Annotated in this window: 15 protein-coding genes and 3 tRNA genes; 4 read left to right on the top strand and 14 right to left on the bottom strand. The window is 63.3% G+C overall.

The genetic code is table 11. The annotated features are described in order from the left end of the window. Positions 1-67: 67 nt before the first annotated feature. The 9 genes from C9F12_RS04000 to rnr form a co-directional block, all read right to left on the bottom strand. Positions 68-370 (bottom strand): DUF6482 family protein, encoded by a 303-nt coding sequence (locus C9F12_RS04000; protein ID WP_045992135.1) that lies wholly within the window; start codon positions 368-370, stop codon positions 68-70. A 396-nt stretch (positions 371-766) separates the two neighbouring features. After that, the gene (locus tag C9F12_RS03995; protein ID WP_045992136.1) at positions 767-1,060 is read right to left on the bottom strand and encodes a hypothetical protein; all 294 of its coding nucleotides are present in this window, start codon (positions 1,058-1,060) and stop codon (positions 767-769) included. A 78-nt stretch (positions 1,061-1,138) separates the two neighbouring features. After that, positions 1,139-2,527, bottom strand: coding sequence for a replicative DNA helicase (gene dnaB / locus C9F12_RS03990; protein ID WP_045992137.1), 1,389 nt, complete (start codon positions 2,525-2,527; stop codon positions 1,139-1,141). 209 nt (positions 2,528-2,736) lie between these two features. Next, positions 2,737-3,183 (bottom strand): 50S ribosomal protein L9, encoded by a 447-nt coding sequence (rplI, locus tag C9F12_RS03985; protein WP_045992138.1) that lies wholly within the window; start codon positions 3,181-3,183, stop codon positions 2,737-2,739. Positions 3,184-3,199: 16 nt separating this feature from the next. After that, the gene (locus C9F12_RS03980; protein WP_045992139.1) at positions 3,200-4,051 is read right to left on the bottom strand and encodes a hypothetical protein; all 852 of its coding nucleotides are present in this window, start codon (positions 4,049-4,051) and stop codon (positions 3,200-3,202) included. Positions 4,052-4,061: 10 nt separating this feature from the next. Further along, complete coding sequence (gene rpsR, locus C9F12_RS03975; protein WP_016853668.1) at positions 4,062-4,289, bottom strand: 30S ribosomal protein S18; 228 nt, start codon at positions 4,287-4,289, stop codon at positions 4,062-4,064. A 45-nt stretch (positions 4,290-4,334) separates the two neighbouring features. Beyond that, positions 4,335-4,706 carry a 30S ribosomal protein S6 gene (rpsF, locus tag C9F12_RS03970; RefSeq protein ID WP_045992140.1) on the bottom strand — a complete coding sequence of 124 codons (372 nt, stop codon included), beginning with the start codon at positions 4,704-4,706 and terminating at the stop codon, positions 4,335-4,337. A 164-nt stretch (positions 4,707-4,870) separates the two neighbouring features. Continuing rightward, complete coding sequence (gene rlmB, locus C9F12_RS03965; protein WP_204248931.1) at positions 4,871-5,611, bottom strand: 23S rRNA (guanosine(2251)-2'-O)-methyltransferase RlmB; 741 nt, start codon at positions 5,609-5,611, stop codon at positions 4,871-4,873. A gap of 165 nt (positions 5,612-5,776) precedes the next feature. After that, complete coding sequence (gene rnr, locus C9F12_RS03960; RefSeq protein ID WP_108448051.1) at positions 5,777-8,224, bottom strand: ribonuclease R; 2,448 nt, start codon at positions 8,222-8,224, stop codon at positions 5,777-5,779. A gap of 263 nt (positions 8,225-8,487) precedes the next feature. Here rnr and C9F12_RS03955 point away from each other — a divergent pair. The 3 genes from C9F12_RS03955 (at position 8,488) to C9F12_RS03945 (ending at position 8,878) form a co-directional block, all read left to right on the top strand. Beyond that, positions 8,488-8,574, top strand: a tRNA-Leu gene (locus C9F12_RS03955). Between the two features lie 65 nt (positions 8,575-8,639). After that, positions 8,640-8,726, top strand: a tRNA-Leu gene (locus C9F12_RS03950). Between the two features lie 65 nt (positions 8,727-8,791). After that, positions 8,792-8,878: transfer RNA gene (locus C9F12_RS03945), tRNA-Leu, on the top strand. A gap of 199 nt (positions 8,879-9,077) precedes the next feature. Here the strand turns inward: C9F12_RS03945 and C9F12_RS03940 are convergent. Then, positions 9,078-9,950: a DNA/RNA non-specific endonuclease gene (locus C9F12_RS03940; RefSeq protein ID WP_240184163.1), complete on the bottom strand. Its 873-nt coding sequence runs from the start codon at positions 9,948-9,950 to the stop codon at positions 9,078-9,080. Between the two features lie 115 nt (positions 9,951-10,065). Beyond that, positions 10,066-10,341, bottom strand: a complete 276-nt coding sequence (locus tag C9F12_RS03935; protein ID WP_045992143.1) for an Lrp/AsnC ligand binding domain-containing protein — start codon at positions 10,339-10,341, stop codon at positions 10,066-10,068. Between the two features lie 346 nt (positions 10,342-10,687). Here C9F12_RS03935 and C9F12_RS03930 point away from each other — a divergent pair, with 346 nt between their 5' ends. After that, positions 10,688-11,002: a high-potential iron-sulfur protein gene (locus tag C9F12_RS03930; protein WP_045992144.1), complete on the top strand. Its 315-nt coding sequence runs from the start codon at positions 10,688-10,690 to the stop codon at positions 11,000-11,002. 128 nt (positions 11,003-11,130) lie between these two features. On the opposite strand, the gene C9F12_RS03925 is transcribed toward C9F12_RS03930, so the two are convergent. The 3 genes from C9F12_RS03925 to C9F12_RS03915 form a co-directional block, all read right to left on the bottom strand. Continuing rightward, positions 11,131-12,696: a SpoVR family protein gene (locus tag C9F12_RS03925; RefSeq protein WP_108131324.1), complete on the bottom strand. Its 1,566-nt coding sequence runs from the start codon at positions 12,694-12,696 to the stop codon at positions 11,131-11,133. A gap of 100 nt (positions 12,697-12,796) precedes the next feature. Next, the gene (locus C9F12_RS03920; protein ID WP_045992146.1) at positions 12,797-14,083 is read right to left on the bottom strand and encodes a YeaH/YhbH family protein; all 1,287 of its coding nucleotides are present in this window, start codon (positions 14,081-14,083) and stop codon (positions 12,797-12,799) included. Positions 14,084-14,146: 63 nt separating this feature from the next. Then, positions 14,147-16,069 carry a PrkA family serine protein kinase gene (locus tag C9F12_RS03915; RefSeq protein ID WP_108131323.1) on the bottom strand — a complete coding sequence of 641 codons (1,923 nt, stop codon included), beginning with the start codon at positions 16,067-16,069 and terminating at the stop codon, positions 14,147-14,149. Between the last annotated feature and the right edge of the window lie 60 nt (positions 16,070-16,129).

Genomic DNA, 16,129 nt, shown 5'->3' with positions numbered 1-16,129 from the left:
CAAGGCAGAGACGGCGAGACTGCCGTCGAGAGGGTTCCAGCACCAGGGTGGTGTGGAACGATGTCACTCAAAACACCAGGGGCATACGTGAGGCCAGCGGTTCGGCATAGTGGGCCTCGCGACCGATCACCTCGTCGTGGGCCACGTGCTGGACCAGGTAGGCGCGGTGGATACCGGCACGCTTGAGCTCCAGGTAGACGTCGTCCAGCGAGCGGAACAACACCGGCTTGCCGCGGCGGCAGAGCATCTTGCGGGCACCTTCCACGTCTTCCAGTTCGACCTGGTAAAAACGGCTGCCGGCATGGCCGATCACGCGAATCTCGAAGTTGTCGTGGCGGCCGACAAAGGCCTTGAGATCATTAATTTCCATCGTATCTTTCGCCTCTTTTCATCCTGTCGCGACGGGGGTTCTGTGGCCCCCGCCCTCCTTATGTGACGACACTACGGCGACGAGCGTGCCGATGATGTTTCGGCAGACCATGACGCTCGTTTCATTTCCCTGTGCCGCGCATGTGACTCTCTGATCATGGCACAGCCTGGGCCCTTCGGGTGACATTCCCGTGACGGTGTGAAGAATTTCTCTGATCTGGATACATATTGGCCGTTTCGCGCGCACAGCGAGTTAAACGACCTCCATGATCGCGGCGGAGAAAAGGGGGTCTTCAGCGGCAGGCAGCGCCTTTGCGGGGGGAAGTGGAGGGCTTGAAGGAGAGAAAACGAAGGCCCGCGACACGAATGCTCGCGGGCGACGGATCCGGCGGTGAGACTACTGGTAGTCGGAGGGATCGATGGCCTTGCCGAGGGAGTTGCGGTCGACCCAATTGCCGGCCTTGGTCTCCTTGTAGCGAAACACCACCTTGTCGCCGATCTGCACCGGCAGCTCGGAGTCTTCTGTCTGGTAGCTGTAGTCCACGCCGTCCACTACCAGGTGATAGCGATACAGATCGGGCATGCCGAGCCATTCCTTGAACGGGCCTTCCCGTTCCACCGAGGTCAACTCACCACGGGCTTCCAGCTTGGGCGCGCGACGGCGATTGCCGCGTCGAAATCCGCCTGCCATGTCAGGTCTCCTTCACTGTGTCTGTCGAAATCGCAAGGGGCGGCATTATACGAGCCCGTCGGTCAGGCTCAAGCACGTTTATTCGCCGAAGGTATCACCGTAGCTGTCCGGCGCCAGATCCTCGAAGCGGGTGTACTTGCCGATAAAGGCCATGTGCACCGTCCCGATGGGACCATTACGTTGCTTGCCGATGATGAATTCGGCGAGCCCCTTGTTGTCGGGATTATCCGGGTTGTAGACCTCATCACGATAGACGAAACCGATCAGGTCGGCGTCCTGCTCGATGGCCCCGGATTCACGCAGGTCCGACATCACCGGACGCTTGTTGGGGCGCTGCTCCAGCGAGCGGTTGAGCTGCGACAGCGCAATCACCGGGCAGCCGAACTCCTTGGCAAGCCCCTTGAGCGAGCGCGAGATCTCCGAAATCTCGCCGGTACGGTTGTCACCGAACCCCGGCACCTGCATCAACTGCAGGTAGTCGATCATGATCATCGCCAGGTTGCCGTGCTCGCGCACCACGCGACGCACCCGTGAGCGCATCTCGTTGGGCGACAGCGCAGCGGTGTCATCGATGAACAGTTGCTTGTCCTTGAGCAGGTTGACCGCCGAGGTCAACCTCGGCCAGTCCTCGTCCTCGAGCTGACCGGAGCGCACTCGGGTCTGGTCGATACGCCCGAGTGACGACAGCATGCGCAGCATGATCGAGTCCGCCGGCATCTCCATGGAGAACACCATCACCGGCTTGTCGCTGGACACCACCGCGTGCTCCACCAGGTTCATGGCGAAGGTGGTCTTGCCCATGGACGGGCGGCCGGCGACGATCACCAGGTCGGAGGGCTGCAGCCCGGAGGTCATGTCATCGAGATCGCGAAAGCCGGTCGACAGGCCGGTCATCTCGCCTTTCATGTTGAACAGCTCGTCGATGCGATCGACGGCCTTGGTCAGCAGTTCGCTCATGCCGATGGGGCCGCCGGCCTTGGGGCGATCCTCGCTGATCTGGAACACCAGCCGCTCGGCCTCGTTGACCAGCTCATCGGCAGGACGCCCATTGGGGCTGAAGGCGCCGTCGGCGATCTGGTTGGCCGCCTGGATCAGCTTTCTCAGGGTGGCGCGTTCGCGCACGATGTCGCCATAGGCGCGGATATTGCTGGCCGAGGGAGTGTTGCGGGCCAGCTCCGCCAGGTAGGCGAGCCCGCCCACGGTGTCGAGCTGGTCGCGCCCCTCCAGGGCCTCGGACAGGGTCACCACGTCCAGCGGACGGCTCGACTCGGCCAGCGCCACCATGGCGTTGAACACCAGGCGATGCTCGTAGCGATAGAAGTCGTCGGCCACCAGCCGGTCGGCGATATTGTCCCAGGCCTGATTGTCGAGCATCAGGCCACCCAGCACCGACTGCTCGGCCTCCACCGAGTGCGGCGGAACCTTCAGCGCCGCGGCTTCACGATCGATGGTCTGGACGTCACTCATGCGCTTGTCTCTTCGCTGTTGTTCACGGCGCCATGCCACTGGATCCAGGCTGTGTCCGAAAAGTCGACGAGCGCAGCCACTCTCCAGACAAGCCTTAGTCTACCCGAAGCCGGGTCCGTCGCACGATCACCCGTGCGGGCGATCGCGAGCCACAAAAAAGGGCGCGGGATGTGACTCCCGCGCCCTTGCCACTGCCGTGGGAGACGACCTTACTCGGCCACCACCACCACGCGCACGGTGGCGTCGACGTCGGCATGCAGGTGCAGCACGATGTCGTATTCGCCGGTCTGGCGGATCGGGCCTTCCGGCATGCGGACTTCGCTCTTGGCGACGTCGATACCGGCGCTGGAGATCGCCTCGGCCAGGTCACGCGGACCGATGGAACCGAACAGCTTGCCTTCGTCGCCAGACTTGGCGACCAGAGACAGCTCGATGTCGTTGAGCTGCTCGGCGCGAGCTTCGGCTTCGGCCTTGCGCTCGGCGGCCTGAGCTTCGAGCTCGGCACGCTGGGCTTCAAAGGCAGCGATGTTGTCCTTGGTGGCCGGCACGGCGAGACCGTAGGGCACCAGGTAGTTGCGGCCGTAACCAGGCTTGACGGTGACCTTGTCACCGAGACCGCCCAGCTTGCCAATGTTGTCGAGCAGAATGACTTCCATCTCGTAAACCTCTATGTCAGTTGTTGTGACCCAGACGCCCGCGGAAGTCCGCGAAGGTATCGATCAGGGCCACAACCAGCACGATGAGAATCATGGGCCAGGTGGTGATCAGCAGCAGATAGAACGCGACCAGCCACAACCCGTTCATTCCCTTACGTCCAACTACACCATGTGTCAGGCCGATGCCGGCCATCAGCAGCGGAATCCAGGCCAGCATGCCGATCCCGGGGAGACCCAGCAGGGTGCCGGCGATCACCAGCACCACCAACAGGATCAGCTCCCTCGGGGTGAGCCGCAGGGCGTGGAACTCTTCCCGGAAACCTCCCGGGTTGTAGAGCCCCGCCTGCCAGCTGCGTGCCAGGGCCAGACAGGCCACCGCAGCGAGCATCACCACCAGACCGGTGACACCGCTGATGACCAGCTCGGCCAGCCGACTGGCGTCGAGCCCCTGGGCAGCCAGCTCGTCGAGCATGGCCGCCACCTCGGAGGAACTCTGGCGCAGCTGCTCCAGCATCAGGGCGGTGTCTGCCTTGGGCAGGAACACCCCCAACTGGATCATCGCAGCGCCGGCCAGCGACCCCAGGATCAGCGCCTCGCCCCAGCGCATGCGGGAGCGCAGCACGATGGCCATCAACAGCGCCAGCAGGGTGGTCGCCAGAGGGATCGGATCTCCCTGGGTCCACCACCAGCCTGCCGGCACCGCCGCAGCGGCGATCACCGGCATCGCCGGTGCCATGCCCTTGCGCAAGGTCACCAGAGCGGCAATCGCCGCCCCGAACCAGAACAGCCAGGGCACCGCAGACGCCACCAGCGCGACCAGAGTCGCCTGGGGCATGCCTTTCATCGACCATCGGGCGACGGGCAGCATCGGCGACGACTTACTGGTGGCTGTCGGTGTAAGGCAGCAGGGCCAGGTAGCGTGCGCGCTTGATCGCGGTGGACAGCTGGCGCTGGTAACGGGCCTTGGTACCGGTGATGCGGCTGGGAACGATCTTGCCGGTCTCGGTGATGTAGGCCTTGAGCGTGTCCAGATCCTTGTAGTCGATCTGCTTCACGCCTTCAGCGGTGAAACGGCAAAACTTGCGGCGACGGAAAAAGCGTGCCATGGAAAGACTCCTTATACGTGCGTTGCAGAGCTAGTGATGCGCGGCTCAGGCGGATTCAGCGGTGCGCGGCTTTTCTTCGCGACGGGCACGCTTCTCTTCCACCGGCTTCATCATCGGAGACGCTTCGGTGATGGCTTCCTTGCAGCGCACCACCAGGCTGCGAATGATGGCGTCGTTGAAACGGAAGATGTTCTCGATTTCCTCGAGGGTCTCGCCGCTGCACTCGACGTTCATCAGCACGTAGTGAGCCTTGTGGATCTTGTTGATCGGGTAGGCCAGGTGACGGCGGCCCCAATCCTCGAGACGGTGAACAGTACCGGCGTTCTCGGTGACGATGCTGGTGTAGCGCTCGACCATGGCCGGAACCTGCTCACTCTGGTCCGGGTGGACCATGAAGACGATCTCGTAGTGACGCATGGATTCTCCTTTCGGTTTGGCAGCTTCCGCAGGGGCCTGAGTAGTCTCGGCGCCGGGGGAAGCAAGGAGTGAATAACAATTAGCCTGTCCCGCGCAGAACGCACGGGCGCCCAGATTCTACGGAGTTGTGATCAGGGTTGCAAGCCGATGCTGGAGCGACACCGTCACCCGCGGGCCTTGAGTTCGCGCTGGCGTACCACCTCGAACAGACAGACGCCGGTGGCCACCGACACATTGAGACTCGAGACGGTGCCCGCCATGGGCAGCTTGACCAGGTTGTCGCAGGCCTCCCGGGTCAACCGACGCATGCCCTTGCCCTCGGCCCCCATCACCAGCGCCATGGGCCCGGTGAAGTCGGCAGCGAAGACGCTGGCGTCGGCCTCGCCGGCGGTACCGGTAATCCACACCCCTTCTTCCTTCAGTCGCGCCATGGCGCGGGCCAGGTTGGTCACCTGATACACCGGCACGCTCTCGGCGGCACCGCAGGCCACCTTGCGCACGGTGGCGTTGAGCGGTGCCGACTTGTCCTTGGGCACGATCACGCCGTGCACCCCGGCGGCATCGGCACTGCGTAGACAGGCGCCGAAGTTGTGAACGTCGGTGACACCATCGAGGATCAGCAGCAGCGGCGGCGTCTCCAGCGGCCAGGCCTTGAGCTTGTGCCACAGGGACTCCTCGCCCTCCGGCGCCAGTGGCGGACAGAACGCCACGATACCCTGATGGGAGGCACCCTGGGAAAGGCCGTCGAGCTCTTCACGGAGCACGCTCCTGAGCCTGGCGCCGCGACTGCGCGCGGTATCGACCAGCTCACTGAGACGACGCCCGGCGTCGCCCTCCTGCACCCACAGTTCCTTGGGTGATTCGCCACGCTCCAGCAGCGCCCGGACGGCGTGAACGCCGAACACACTGTCGAGGCCGTTCGGCACTGCCGGACCATGCTGACCACGTCCCTTGCCACGCGCCTGAGTACGCGCCTGGTCATGCGTCTGGGACTGGCTCTGGCCGTGGCGACGGCGTCTTGAATCATGCTTGGCCACGGGCGGCCTCCTGGTCAATCATCACGCGGGTGTTCATCCCTTGTTGCCACGCCGCGGACCGCGGCGCCGACGTCCGCCCTTCTTCTTCGGGGCGTCCTGTTCGCCGACCCCGGAGGGGCCGTCGGCACGGCGCTTGGTATCGCCCTGGGCCGACCTGCCGCCACGCCCCTTGCCCTGGCCTTTGCCCTGACTCTGGGTGCCTGCGTCGCGACGCTTGCGCGGTGCCCGACGAGGGCGCGGCTTGTCGTCGGCCATCTCGAAGTCGATCTTGCGCTCGTCGAGGTCGACCCGAGCCACCTGAACGGTGACCCCATCGCCCAGACGATAGCTGGTGCCGGTACGCTCGCCCTTGAGACGATGCTTCTCGGGCTCGTAGTGGTAGTAGTCCGACGGCAAGGAGGTGACGTGGACCAGTCCCTCGACATAGAACGCGTCGAGGCGCACGAAGATACCAAACTGGGTGACCGAGGCGATGGTACCGTCGTAGACCTCGCCGAGCTTGTCGGACATGAACTCGCACTTGAGCCAGCCCTCGACGTCACGGGTGGCGTCGTCGGCACGACGCTCGGTCATCGAGCAGTGCTCGCCAAGTTCGAGCATCTGCTCGAAGGTATAGGGACACCACTTGGTCGGCGGCTCCACCGGCGCGCCCTCGGCGCGCAGCACGGTGTTGGTCTGGCGCGGTCCGCGGATCACCGAACGAATGGCGCGGTGCACCAGCAGATCGGGATAGCGACGAATCGGCGAGGTAAAGTGGGCGTAGGCCGGGTAGGCCAGGCCAAAGTGGCCCTCGTTGTGGGGCGAATACACCGCCTGACTCATCGAGCGCAGCATCACCGTCTGAATGATGTCGGCATCGTCGCGACCCTTGATCGCCTCGGCCAGGTCACGGTAGTCCTGGGGCGTCGGCTCATCACCACCGCCGAGTGACATGCCGATCTCGTTGAGGAACAGCCGCAGCTTGTCCAGGCGCTCCGGCGACGGACGCTCGTGGATACGGTACAGCGCCGGCAGGTCGTGCTTGTCGAGGAAGCGCGCGGTGGCAACGTTGGCCGCCAGCATGCACTCCTCGATGATCTTGTGGGCGTCGTTGCGCGAGCGCGGCACGATCTTCTCGATCTTGCGCTCGTCGTTGAAGACGATGGCGGTCTCGGTGGTCTCGAAGTCGATGGCACCCCGTTCGGTGCGCGCTTCTCGCAGCAACTGGTAGAGGCTGTGCAGGTTCTTCAGCGACGGCACCAGCGACTTGTACTCCTGGCGCAGGGCCTCGCCTTCCTCCCCCTCGTCCTGAAGGATCGCCGCCACCTTGTTGTAGGTCAGCCGGGCATGGGAACGGAACACCGCCTCGTAGAAGCGATAACGGCTGATGGCTCCGGTCTTGGAGATGTTGAGCTCGCACACCAGCGCCAGACGATCGACGTCCGGGTTCAGCGAGCACAGCCCATTGGACAGCAGCTCCGGCAGCATCGGTACCACCTGCCCCGGGAAGTACACCGAGTTGCCGCGGGCGATGGCCTCCTGATCGAGCGGGCTGCCGGGACGCACGTAGTGCGACACGTCGGCGATGGCCACCAGAAGCTTCCAGCTGCCCGAACGCGTCTTGTAGGCGCACACCGCGTCGTCGAAGTCCTTGGCGGTCTCGTCATCGATGGTGACCAGCGGCTTGTCACGCAGGTCGATGCGGTGGAGCTTGTCCTCCTCGGCGACCTCGGCGGACATGCTGGCGATCTGGTCGGTGACATCCGGCGGAAACTCGGACGGGATCTCGTAGCTTCTCAGCGCGATGTCGATCTCCATACCGGGATCCATACGCTCTCCCAGCACCTCGATGACCTCACCCACCGGCTGCACCCTGGTCTCGGGCTGCTTGACGATGCGTGCCGAGATGACCTGGCCGTCCTGGGCGCCACCACAGGCGCTGTGCGGGATGATCACCTCTTGGGTGATCCGATTGTTCTCGGGGATCAGTACCCCGAACTCGGGAGTATTCTCGCGATACACACCGACGATGGTCTGGGTGTTGCGCGCGATGACGTCCACCACCGTGGCCTCGTCACGGCCCCTGCGATCGCGTCCGCTGATGCGCACCAGCACGTGGTCACCGTGAAACACCCGGCGCATCTGTCGCGGGGGGATCACCAGATCAGGCTTCTTGCCGTCGTCGCGCAATAGAAAGCCGAAACCGTCCCGATGCCCCAGCACCTTGCCCTTGATCAGATCGAGCTTGTCGATCAGCGCATAGGCGTTGCGACGGTTGCGCAGCACCTGGCCGTCCCGCTCCATGGCGGACAGGCGGCGACGCACCGCCTCGCGCAGCTCCTCATCATCGAGACCCAGCTGATCACTCATGGCCTCATGGGTCACCGGCGCCCCGATTTCCTCGAGCCGCTTGAGCAGGTATTCGCGGGACGGGGCGGGGTTGTCGTACTTGTGGGCTTCGCGGAGAGCGTGTTCGTCGGCGTCGAGCGTCCAATGGGTCATGCGAAAGGCATCCTTGGCAGGGTCGAGGACGGCAGGTGAGCGCCGACTCCCGGGCGCGAGCGTGCGGTCTTGTCGAAAATTTGTCGTAACATGCGCGCAGTATAGCGCTGGCGCGGCCTTGACCCAACCATAAGCGCCCGTGGATAGACCCGCCGCCCGCCGAGGGCCCATTCAGGCGATGGTCACAACGGCAAAAAAAATCGCGCGATTCCTTATCGAGACGCTTGCATTATTCAGATGATTCGGTAACATACGCGCCACTTGCCCAGATGGCGGAATTGGTAGACGCGCTAGCTTCAGGTGCTAGTGTCCTTATGGACGTGGAGGTTCAAGTCCTCTTCTGGGCACCAACGATCCTTCGGGATCACGACGATGCAAGTCGTCACGCTCTTTGTCAGTCAAGCAGCACGTGTTCGCCCAGGTGGCGGAATTGGTAGACGCGCTAGCTTCAGGTGCTAGTGTCCTTATGGACGTGGAGGTTCAAGTCCTCTCCTGGGCACCATCGACTCGTCAGGGTCGACGAACACGACAGACTGATGCAGGATTGACAAGAGAATCGTATGACATGCCCAGGTGGCGGAATTGGTAGACGCGCTAGCTTCAGGTGCTAGTGTCCTTATGGACGTGGAGGTTCAAGTCCTCTCCTGGGCACCATCGTCATGCAGACAACGGATCCACATCGGATCGACAAGAACCCGCGCCTCGTCGCGGTTTTTTTGTGCCTGAAATCTGCACCGCTCCCGGATATCCCTCTACCTCACCTTCCTCTTGCACTATCCCTCTGCGCCCCCTCCTGACGCAGCAGAACAGCAACAGCCGACCCGACGGTATTGCCCTACCCGCGACGTCTCCCCTAATCAAATCGCGAGGGCAACTCAGCCACCTGGGACAATGCCCAGTCGCCGACCCCCGCGACCGACTCCCAGTCGGCTTCCTGGCTCGCCGGCAGCCTCGGCAGGAAATTCAGCCCGGTCTTTGCTTCTACCTCGTCGATGCTGAACAGAAACTGCTTGAGCGACTCGTCGCCACGCACGTCCTGGGGCATGATAAACGCCACCGCCAGCGGCGTATCGCCCGGCACCACCACGATCTTGTAGAACGCCACCGGCACCTCGACGAAGCCGACGCGATCGAGTAGACGATCGATCTCGAGATCGGTGATTCGTGTCTCGGCGTAGATCGGGCCGGTGATCACCTGCAGCCGGCCGAAGCGCGGCAGAAAGTGGTCCATCACCACCTCCTCCAGGCGCTGCCACAGCTGCCGATTGAGCGCGGGCTTCTGCGGCATCATGTTGCTCATCAGAAAGCTGTCGTCCTGGGCGTCCTCTCCCCACACCTTGGCCATGGCGTAGTTCGGGGCCAGGTGGCCACGGTCGTAACCACTGCCCGAGTAGCTAGAGGTGCTGACAGGCCACAGCGTGCGCCAGTCCTGGCGGAAACCGGGTCGCGGCCCGATCTGTCGATCCCCGCTCTGGCGTAGCTCATAGCTGACCCACAGCGCACCGACGCGGACATCCGACCATCCCAGCAGATAGCCATCGTTACGCATGACGCGGGTGAAGGACAAGACGCCGGGCTCGGCCCACTCGGTTACCCCCATCCAGCTCATGCGATCACGGTAGCCCTGCTCTGTGCTGTGCCACAGAAAGGCACCCGCGGCGACCAGCACCAGCGAGACAAGGAGGTTTCGGGGGCGGGGTATCAGGCGATCGAGTGAAAGGTCCACACGCTTCCTTGATGCAAAGAGTCACGAGATGGTGAAGAGGTGCTGGTCGCCGGCGCGTCGAACGAGCGGCGTTGCGCCGGCCCGGCGCAGTCACCGGGCCGCCGACGCGATCTTGCTACCACCCCAGCGAGAACATGGTCTCCAGGTCGTGACGGGAGTGCACCTGCATGGCATTGAGGGTCTCGGTGTCGGCGATCCCCTCCACCGCGTTCAGGCGACCGGTGACGAGTTCGGCCAGGCTCTCGAAATCACGGGTGCGCGCGATCGCCACCAGGTCGTAGCGACCACAGGTGGAGTACACCTCGCTGATGCCGTCGACCTCGGCGAGGCGCTCCGCCACCGCCTTGACCTGGCCCTTTTCGGCATTGATCAGGATCACTGCATTCTGCATGGTCGCCCTCCTTCGATGTCCGTCTTCGCCTGGCCAACCAAGCCCACGGCACAGACGGCAAGATGTGGTGTGCTCGCGGCGCAGTATATCAGCGCCGGCGCGGCACGGGCAGCACCACCCGACGGGCACCACCTGCGTGGCGGATTGCCGCAGCGGAGTAGCGAGGATTCGCCAAGACTCAAAGGCTTAGCTAATCTGAATGTTCAGCGCCGCCTAGAGCGCACGAGGTCGCCCAGGCTCACCGGGCACACTCGATAACATCGGTCCAGCAGAAAAGGACCCAACCAAGACCGTTCGACTATCGACTTCGATCACTATCGATCGAGCCACAACGAGGAGCCCCACCATGGCCAAGCACAGCCGCCGTGACTTCCTGCGCCACAGTCTGCTGGGCATCGCCGCCCTGCCTCTGGGCGCTGGCGTACTGTCCCGCACCGCCCTGGCCCAGAGCCTGCCGCGCCTGGATACCGACAACGCCCAGGCCAAAGCGCTCGGCTACGTCGAGAACGCCAGCGACGCCAGTGGCAACGCCGCCTACGAAGAGGGAGAGACCTGCGCCAACTGCATGTTCTTCAACGCCGAGACCGAAGGCTGCCAGCTGTTCCCGCAGAACAGCGTGGAGCCGGGCGGGTGGTGCCAGTCCTGGACCGCCAAGCCTTGACGTCTGGCTGACCCAGCGTCGGATCTACCAGGGGTAGGCTGAAAAGAGCGCGCCCCTGAGCCACACCAGAACGACAACACCCCGGGCCGATGGCCCGGGGTGTTGTCGTTTGCCGCTCTTGCCGAGTCTCAAGCGCCTTCTTCGCTGTCCGGCAGCGGCCACTGATAGCGACGCACCACCTCATCGCCGTCCCAGGACTCCAGCTTGACCGGAAAGCCCCACAGTTGATGCAGATGACGGATCACCGGATAGACACTGCGTGCCAGCGGTCGCCGCTGATCCTGCACGTGGCGCAGCGTCAGCGAACGATCACCACGGATATCCGCCTCATAGACCTGAATATTGGGCTCACGCAGCGACAGCGCATACTGCGTGGACAGCGCCTCGCGCACCCGCCGGTAGCCTCGCTCATCATGGATGGCGCCGACCTCCAGGGTCTCCTCCTGGTCATCGTCGACGATCTGGAACAGCTTCAGATCGCGGATCACCTTGGGCGAGAGAAACTGCTGAATGAAGGACTCGTCCTTGAAGTTGCGCATGGCAAAGTTCAACGTCTCGCGCCAGTCACTGCCGGCGATGTCGGGGAACCACTCGCGGTCCTCGTCATTGGGCGCCTCGCAGATACGCTTCAGGTCGGTGAAGATGGCGAACCCCAGGGCGTAGGGGTTGATGCCGTTGTAGTAGGGGCTATCGAAGGCCGGCTGACTGACCACGGCGGTATGCGACTGCAGGAACTCGAGGATCAGCCCTTCGTCCACCGCGCCCTCGTCGAACAAACGATTCATCAGGGTGTAGTGCCAGAAGGTCGCCCAGCCCTCGTTCATCACCTGGGTCTGGCGCTGGGGGTAGAAGTACTGGGCCAGCTTGCGCACGATACGCACCACCTCGCGTTGCCAGGGCGCCAGCAGCGGAGCGTTCTTCTCGATGAAGTACAGCAGGTTTTCCTGGGGCTCCGGCGGATAACGCCCGCCACCTCGCAGCCCCAGCGGATCGTCCTCGGACGCCATGGGCTCTGCGATGCTGCCCACATCACCGGTCGGAATGGTGCGCCACAGGGTGTTGACCTGGGTCTGCAGGTAGTCTTCGCGCTCCTGCTGACGGCGAGCCTCCTCTTCGGGAGATACCGGGGACGGACGCTTGTAGCGGTCGACGCCATAATTCTGCAGGGCGTGACAGGCGTCGAGCAGCTGCTCCACCGCCTGAACACCGTGGCGCTCTTCGCACTGGCTGATGTACTTGCGGGCGAACACCAGGTAGTCGACGATCGAGGAGGCGTCGGTCCAGGTCCGAAACAGATAGTTGCCCTTGAAGAAGGAGTTGTGGCCATAGCAGGCGTGCGCCATGACCAGCACCTGCATCATCAGGGTGTTCTCTTCCATCAGGTAGGCGATGCAGGGATCTGAATTGATCACCAGTTCGTAGGCCAGCCCCATCTGACCACGCCGATAGGCCTGCTCCACCGCCAGGAACTGCTTGCCGAAGGACCAGTGGTGATAGCCCACCGGCATGCCGACGCTGGCGTAGGCGTCCATCATCTGCTCGGTGGTGATGATCTCGATCTGGTTGGGGTAGGTATCGAGCCGGTACTCGTCTGCCAGTCGCGCGATCTCGGCCTCGAACTCGGTGAGATCGTCAAAGCTCCAGTCGGAGCCGGTGGCGATGGGCTTGGCGTGGCGCTTGGTCAAGGTGGTCATGGAGCTCCCCTCCTCTCCGGGGCTCTATCATCGCCCGGAGTTGCGTAGCGCTTGTTCAGGGGCCGCAAGGCCCCGGTCGGCTGTCGAGTCGACCGAGGGGTCAACTCTCGGCGCGACGCTTGAACAAGGCACGGAACACCGGATAGATATCCCCCGGCTCGACGATCTGACGCATGGCGAAACGGTCAGGATAGGCCGCCTCCACCCGCTCGTACTCTTCCCACAGGGCCTGGTGGGCGTGGGGCGTGATCTCCACGTAGGTGAAGTACTGCAGGCGCCCCATCAGTGACTTGGTCAGGAGCTCGCGACAGTTCACCGAATCATCGTCCCAGTTGTCGCCATCCGAGGCCTGGGCCACGTACAGATTCCACTGACCCGGCGGGTAGCGCTTGTCGATGATCTCGTCGACCAGGGTCAAGGCGCTGGAGACGATGGTGCCGCCGGTCTCCCTGGAGTAGAAGAACTCCTCCTCGTCGACCTCCTTGGCGGCGGTATGATGCCTGACAAAGACCAGCTCGACCCGCTCGTAGCTGCGCTCGAGAAACAGGTACAGCAGCAGGAAGAAGCGCTTGGCGATGTCCTTGTGGGCCTGGGTCATCGACCCGGAGACGTCCATCACGCAGAACATCACCGCCTTGCTCGATGGCTGGGGCTGGTTGATCAGGTGGTTGTAGCGAAGATCGTAGGTGTCGATGAAGGGCACCGCCTCCAGGCGCCGCTCCAGGCGCTCGATCTCGTCCTTGAGCTCCTGTATGCGAGCGGGGTTTCGGAGCACCGGATCCTTGCGCTCCTCGACCTCCAGTGCCTCCTGAGCCTCGCGCAGGGCCCGACGAATGGGCGCCCGCATGGCGATACGTCGGGCCTGGGCCTCGCGCATGGAGCGCACGATGTTGATCCTCGCCGGCACCCCGTCCCGGGACACCCCGGCGCGCACCGGCCGCACCTCCTCGACGTCGACCAGCGGCTTGCGCTCCAGGTGGGGCAACTCCAGGCCGTCGAAGACAAACTCGAGAAATTCCTCCCGCGTCAGGGTGAAGGCGAACTCGTCCATGCCCTCACCCTGATTGGAAGCGCCGCCTTCGCCGCTGCCATCGCCACCACCGCCGCCACCGTCCGGACGGCGCAGGCGATCCCCTTCCTGAAATTCGCGATTGCCCGGCGCGACGATGGAGCGACGCCCCCCGCTGCCGTGCTGGAATACCGGCTCGGAGATATCACGGCTCGGGATCGAGACCTTCTCGCCGCGCTCCATGTCGGTGATGGAACGGCGATTCACCGCCTCCTCCACGGAGCGCTTGATATGGGTCCGATAACGGTCAAGAAAGCGCTGGCGGTTGACCGCGCTCTTGTTCTTGGCGTTGGCTCGGCGATCGATGAAGTAGGTCATGGGACCTCCTGGGCGCAGTCGACAAGGGTGGCAGGCACCGGGACGCTCCCGGTGCCTTCACGGCTACTGCGACTTGCGCACCCTCAGGTACCACTCCGACAGCAGGCGCACCTGCTTCTCGGTGTAGCCTCGATCCTTCATCCGCGCCACGAAGTCCTCGTGTTTCTTGATGTCGGCAGAGGATGCCTTGGCGTTGAAGGAAATCACCGGCAGCAGCTCCTCGGTGTTGGCGAACATCTTGTGCTCGATCACACCACGCAGCTTCTCGTAGGACTGCCAGCCCGGATTCATGCCGTTGTTCTGGGCACGCGCCCTGAGCACGAAGTTGACCACCTCGTGGCGGAAGTCCTTGGGATTGGAGATGCCCGCCGGCTTCTCGATCTTTTCCAGCTCGTCATTGAGCGACTGGCGATCGAACAGCTCGCCGGTCTCGGGATCCCGGTACTCCTGATCCTGGATCCAGAAGTCGGCGTAGGTGACGTAGCGGTCGAAGATGTTCTGACCGTACTCGGAGTAGGACTCCAGGTAGGCGGTCTGGATCTCCTTGCCGATGAAGTCGACGTAGCGCGGCGCCAGGTACTCCTTGATGTAGCGCAGATAACGCTCGAAGGTTTCCTTGGGCAACTGCTCCTGCTCCAGACGCTGCTCCAGCACATACAGCAGGTGCACCGGATTGGCCGCCACCTCATGGTTGTCGAAGTTGAATACCTTCGACAGGATCTTGAAGGCGAAGCGTGTGGACAACCCGTCCATGCCCTCGTCCACCCCGGCGCTGTCGCGATACTCCTGGATCGACTTGGCCTTGGGATCGGTGTCCTTCAGGTTCTCGCCGTCATAGACCCGCATCTTGGAGTAGACGCTTGAGTTCTCCGGCTCCTTGAGCCGCGACAGCACCGAGAACTGGGCCAGCATGCGCAGGGTATCCGGCGCGCAGGGAGCCTGATTGAGCGAGGAGTGCTCGAGCAGCTTCTTGTAGATGTTGATCTCTTCGGAGACCCGCAGGCAGTAAGGCACCTTGACGATGTAGACACGGTCGAGGAAGGCCTCGTTGTTGCGATTGTTGCGGAACGCCTGCCACTCGCTCTCGTTGGAGTGGGCCAGCACGACGCCATCGAAGGGGATCGCGCCCATGCCCTCGGTGGGGTTGTAGTTGCCTTCCTGGGTGGCGGTCAGCAGCGGATGCAGCACCTTGATCGGCGCCTTGAACATCTCGACGAACTCCATCAGACCCTGGTTGGCCCGACACAAGCCACCGGAGAAGCTGTAGGCGTCCGGATCATCCTGGGAATAAAGCTCGAGCTGGCGGATGTCCACCTTGCCCACCAGCGAGGAGATGTCCTGGTTGTTCTCGTCGCCAGGCTCGGTCTTGGAGATGGCGATCTGATTGAGCCGTGAGGGATACAGCCGCACCACCCGGAACTGAGAGATGTCACCACCGGACTCCTTGAGTCGCTTGGCTGCCCAGGGCGACATCACGCTGCGCAGGTGGCGACCGGGAATACCGTACTCCTTCTCGAGCAGCTCGCCGTCCTCTTCCGGCGAGAACAGGCCAAGCGGGGACTCGTGCACCGGAGAACCCTTGATGGCGTAGAACGGCACTTTTTCCATCAACAGCTTGAGCCGCTCGGCCAGAGACGACTTGCCGCCACCCACCGGCCCCAGCAGGTAGAGAATCTGCTTTTTCTCTTCCAGGCCCTGAGCGGCGTGGCGGAAGTAGGCCACGATCTGCTCGATGGCCTCCTCCATGCCATGGAATTCACTGAACGCCGGGTAGCGGCGTATCACCTTGTTGGAAAAGATCCGCGCCAGCCTCGGGTCCTTGGCGGTGTCGATCACCTCCGGTTCACCGATGGCCTCCAGCATGCGCTCTGGCGCACTGGCGTAGACGGAAGGGTCTTGACGGCAGAGTTCCAGATATTCCTGCAGGGACATTTCTTCCTGCTGGACGCGAGCGAAGCGGTTCTGCACATGGTCGAAGATGCTCATCGATGCCTCCTGTGATGCCCGGGACTCGATCTGGACGACGTCACCCACCCTTGCCTGCCA

This window comes from Halomonas sp. BN3-1, assembly GCF_003056325.1.
In the GTDB taxonomy this organism is placed as follows: Bacteria; Pseudomonadota; Gammaproteobacteria; order Pseudomonadales; family Halomonadaceae; genus Halomonas; species Halomonas litopenaei.
Note: the sequence above shows the minus strand (reverse complement) of the source record. Positions and strands in the feature narration are given on the sequence as shown.

Bases quoted from the DNA above. Each gene is read 5' to 3' on its own strand.
- dnaB (WP_045992137.1), bottom strand. From the start codon at position 2,527: ATGAGTGACGTCCAGACCATCGATCGTGAAGCCGCGGCGCTGAAGGTT.
- C9F12_RS03915 (WP_108131323.1), bottom strand. From the start codon at position 16,069: ATGAGCATCTTCGACCATGTGCAGAACCGCTTCGCTCGCGTCCAGCAG.
- rnr (WP_108448051.1), bottom strand. From the start codon at position 8,224: ATGACCCATTGGACGCTCGACGCCGACGAACACGCTCTCCGCGAAGCC.
- rplI (WP_045992138.1), bottom strand. From the start codon at position 3,183: ATGGAAGTCATTCTGCTCGACAACATTGGCAAGCTGGGCGGTCTCGGT.
- C9F12_RS03930 (WP_045992144.1), top strand. From the start codon at position 10,688: ATGGCCAAGCACAGCCGCCGTGACTTCCTGCGCCACAGTCTGCTGGGC.
- rpsF (WP_045992140.1), bottom strand. From the start codon at position 4,706: ATGCGTCACTACGAGATCGTCTTCATGGTCCACCCGGACCAGAGTGAG.
- C9F12_RS03925 (WP_108131324.1), bottom strand. From the start codon at position 12,696: ATGACCACCTTGACCAAGCGCCACGCCAAGCCCATCGCCACCGGCTCC.
- rpsR (WP_016853668.1), bottom strand. From the start codon at position 4,289: ATGGCACGCTTTTTCCGTCGCCGCAAGTTTTGCCGTTTCACCGCTGAA.
- C9F12_RS04000 (WP_045992135.1), bottom strand. From the start codon at position 370: ATGGAAATTAATGATCTCAAGGCCTTTGTCGGCCGCCACGACAACTTC.
- C9F12_RS03980 (WP_045992139.1), bottom strand. From the start codon at position 4,051: ATGCTGCCCGTCGCCCGATGGTCGATGAAAGGCATGCCCCAGGCGACT.
- C9F12_RS03935 (WP_045992143.1), bottom strand. From the start codon at position 10,341: ATGCAGAATGCAGTGATCCTGATCAATGCCGAAAAGGGCCAGGTCAAG.
- C9F12_RS03920 (WP_045992146.1), bottom strand. From the start codon at position 14,083: ATGACCTACTTCATCGATCGCCGAGCCAACGCCAAGAACAAGAGCGCG.
- C9F12_RS03995 (WP_045992136.1), bottom strand. From the start codon at position 1,060: ATGGCAGGCGGATTTCGACGCGGCAATCGCCGTCGCGCGCCCAAGCTG.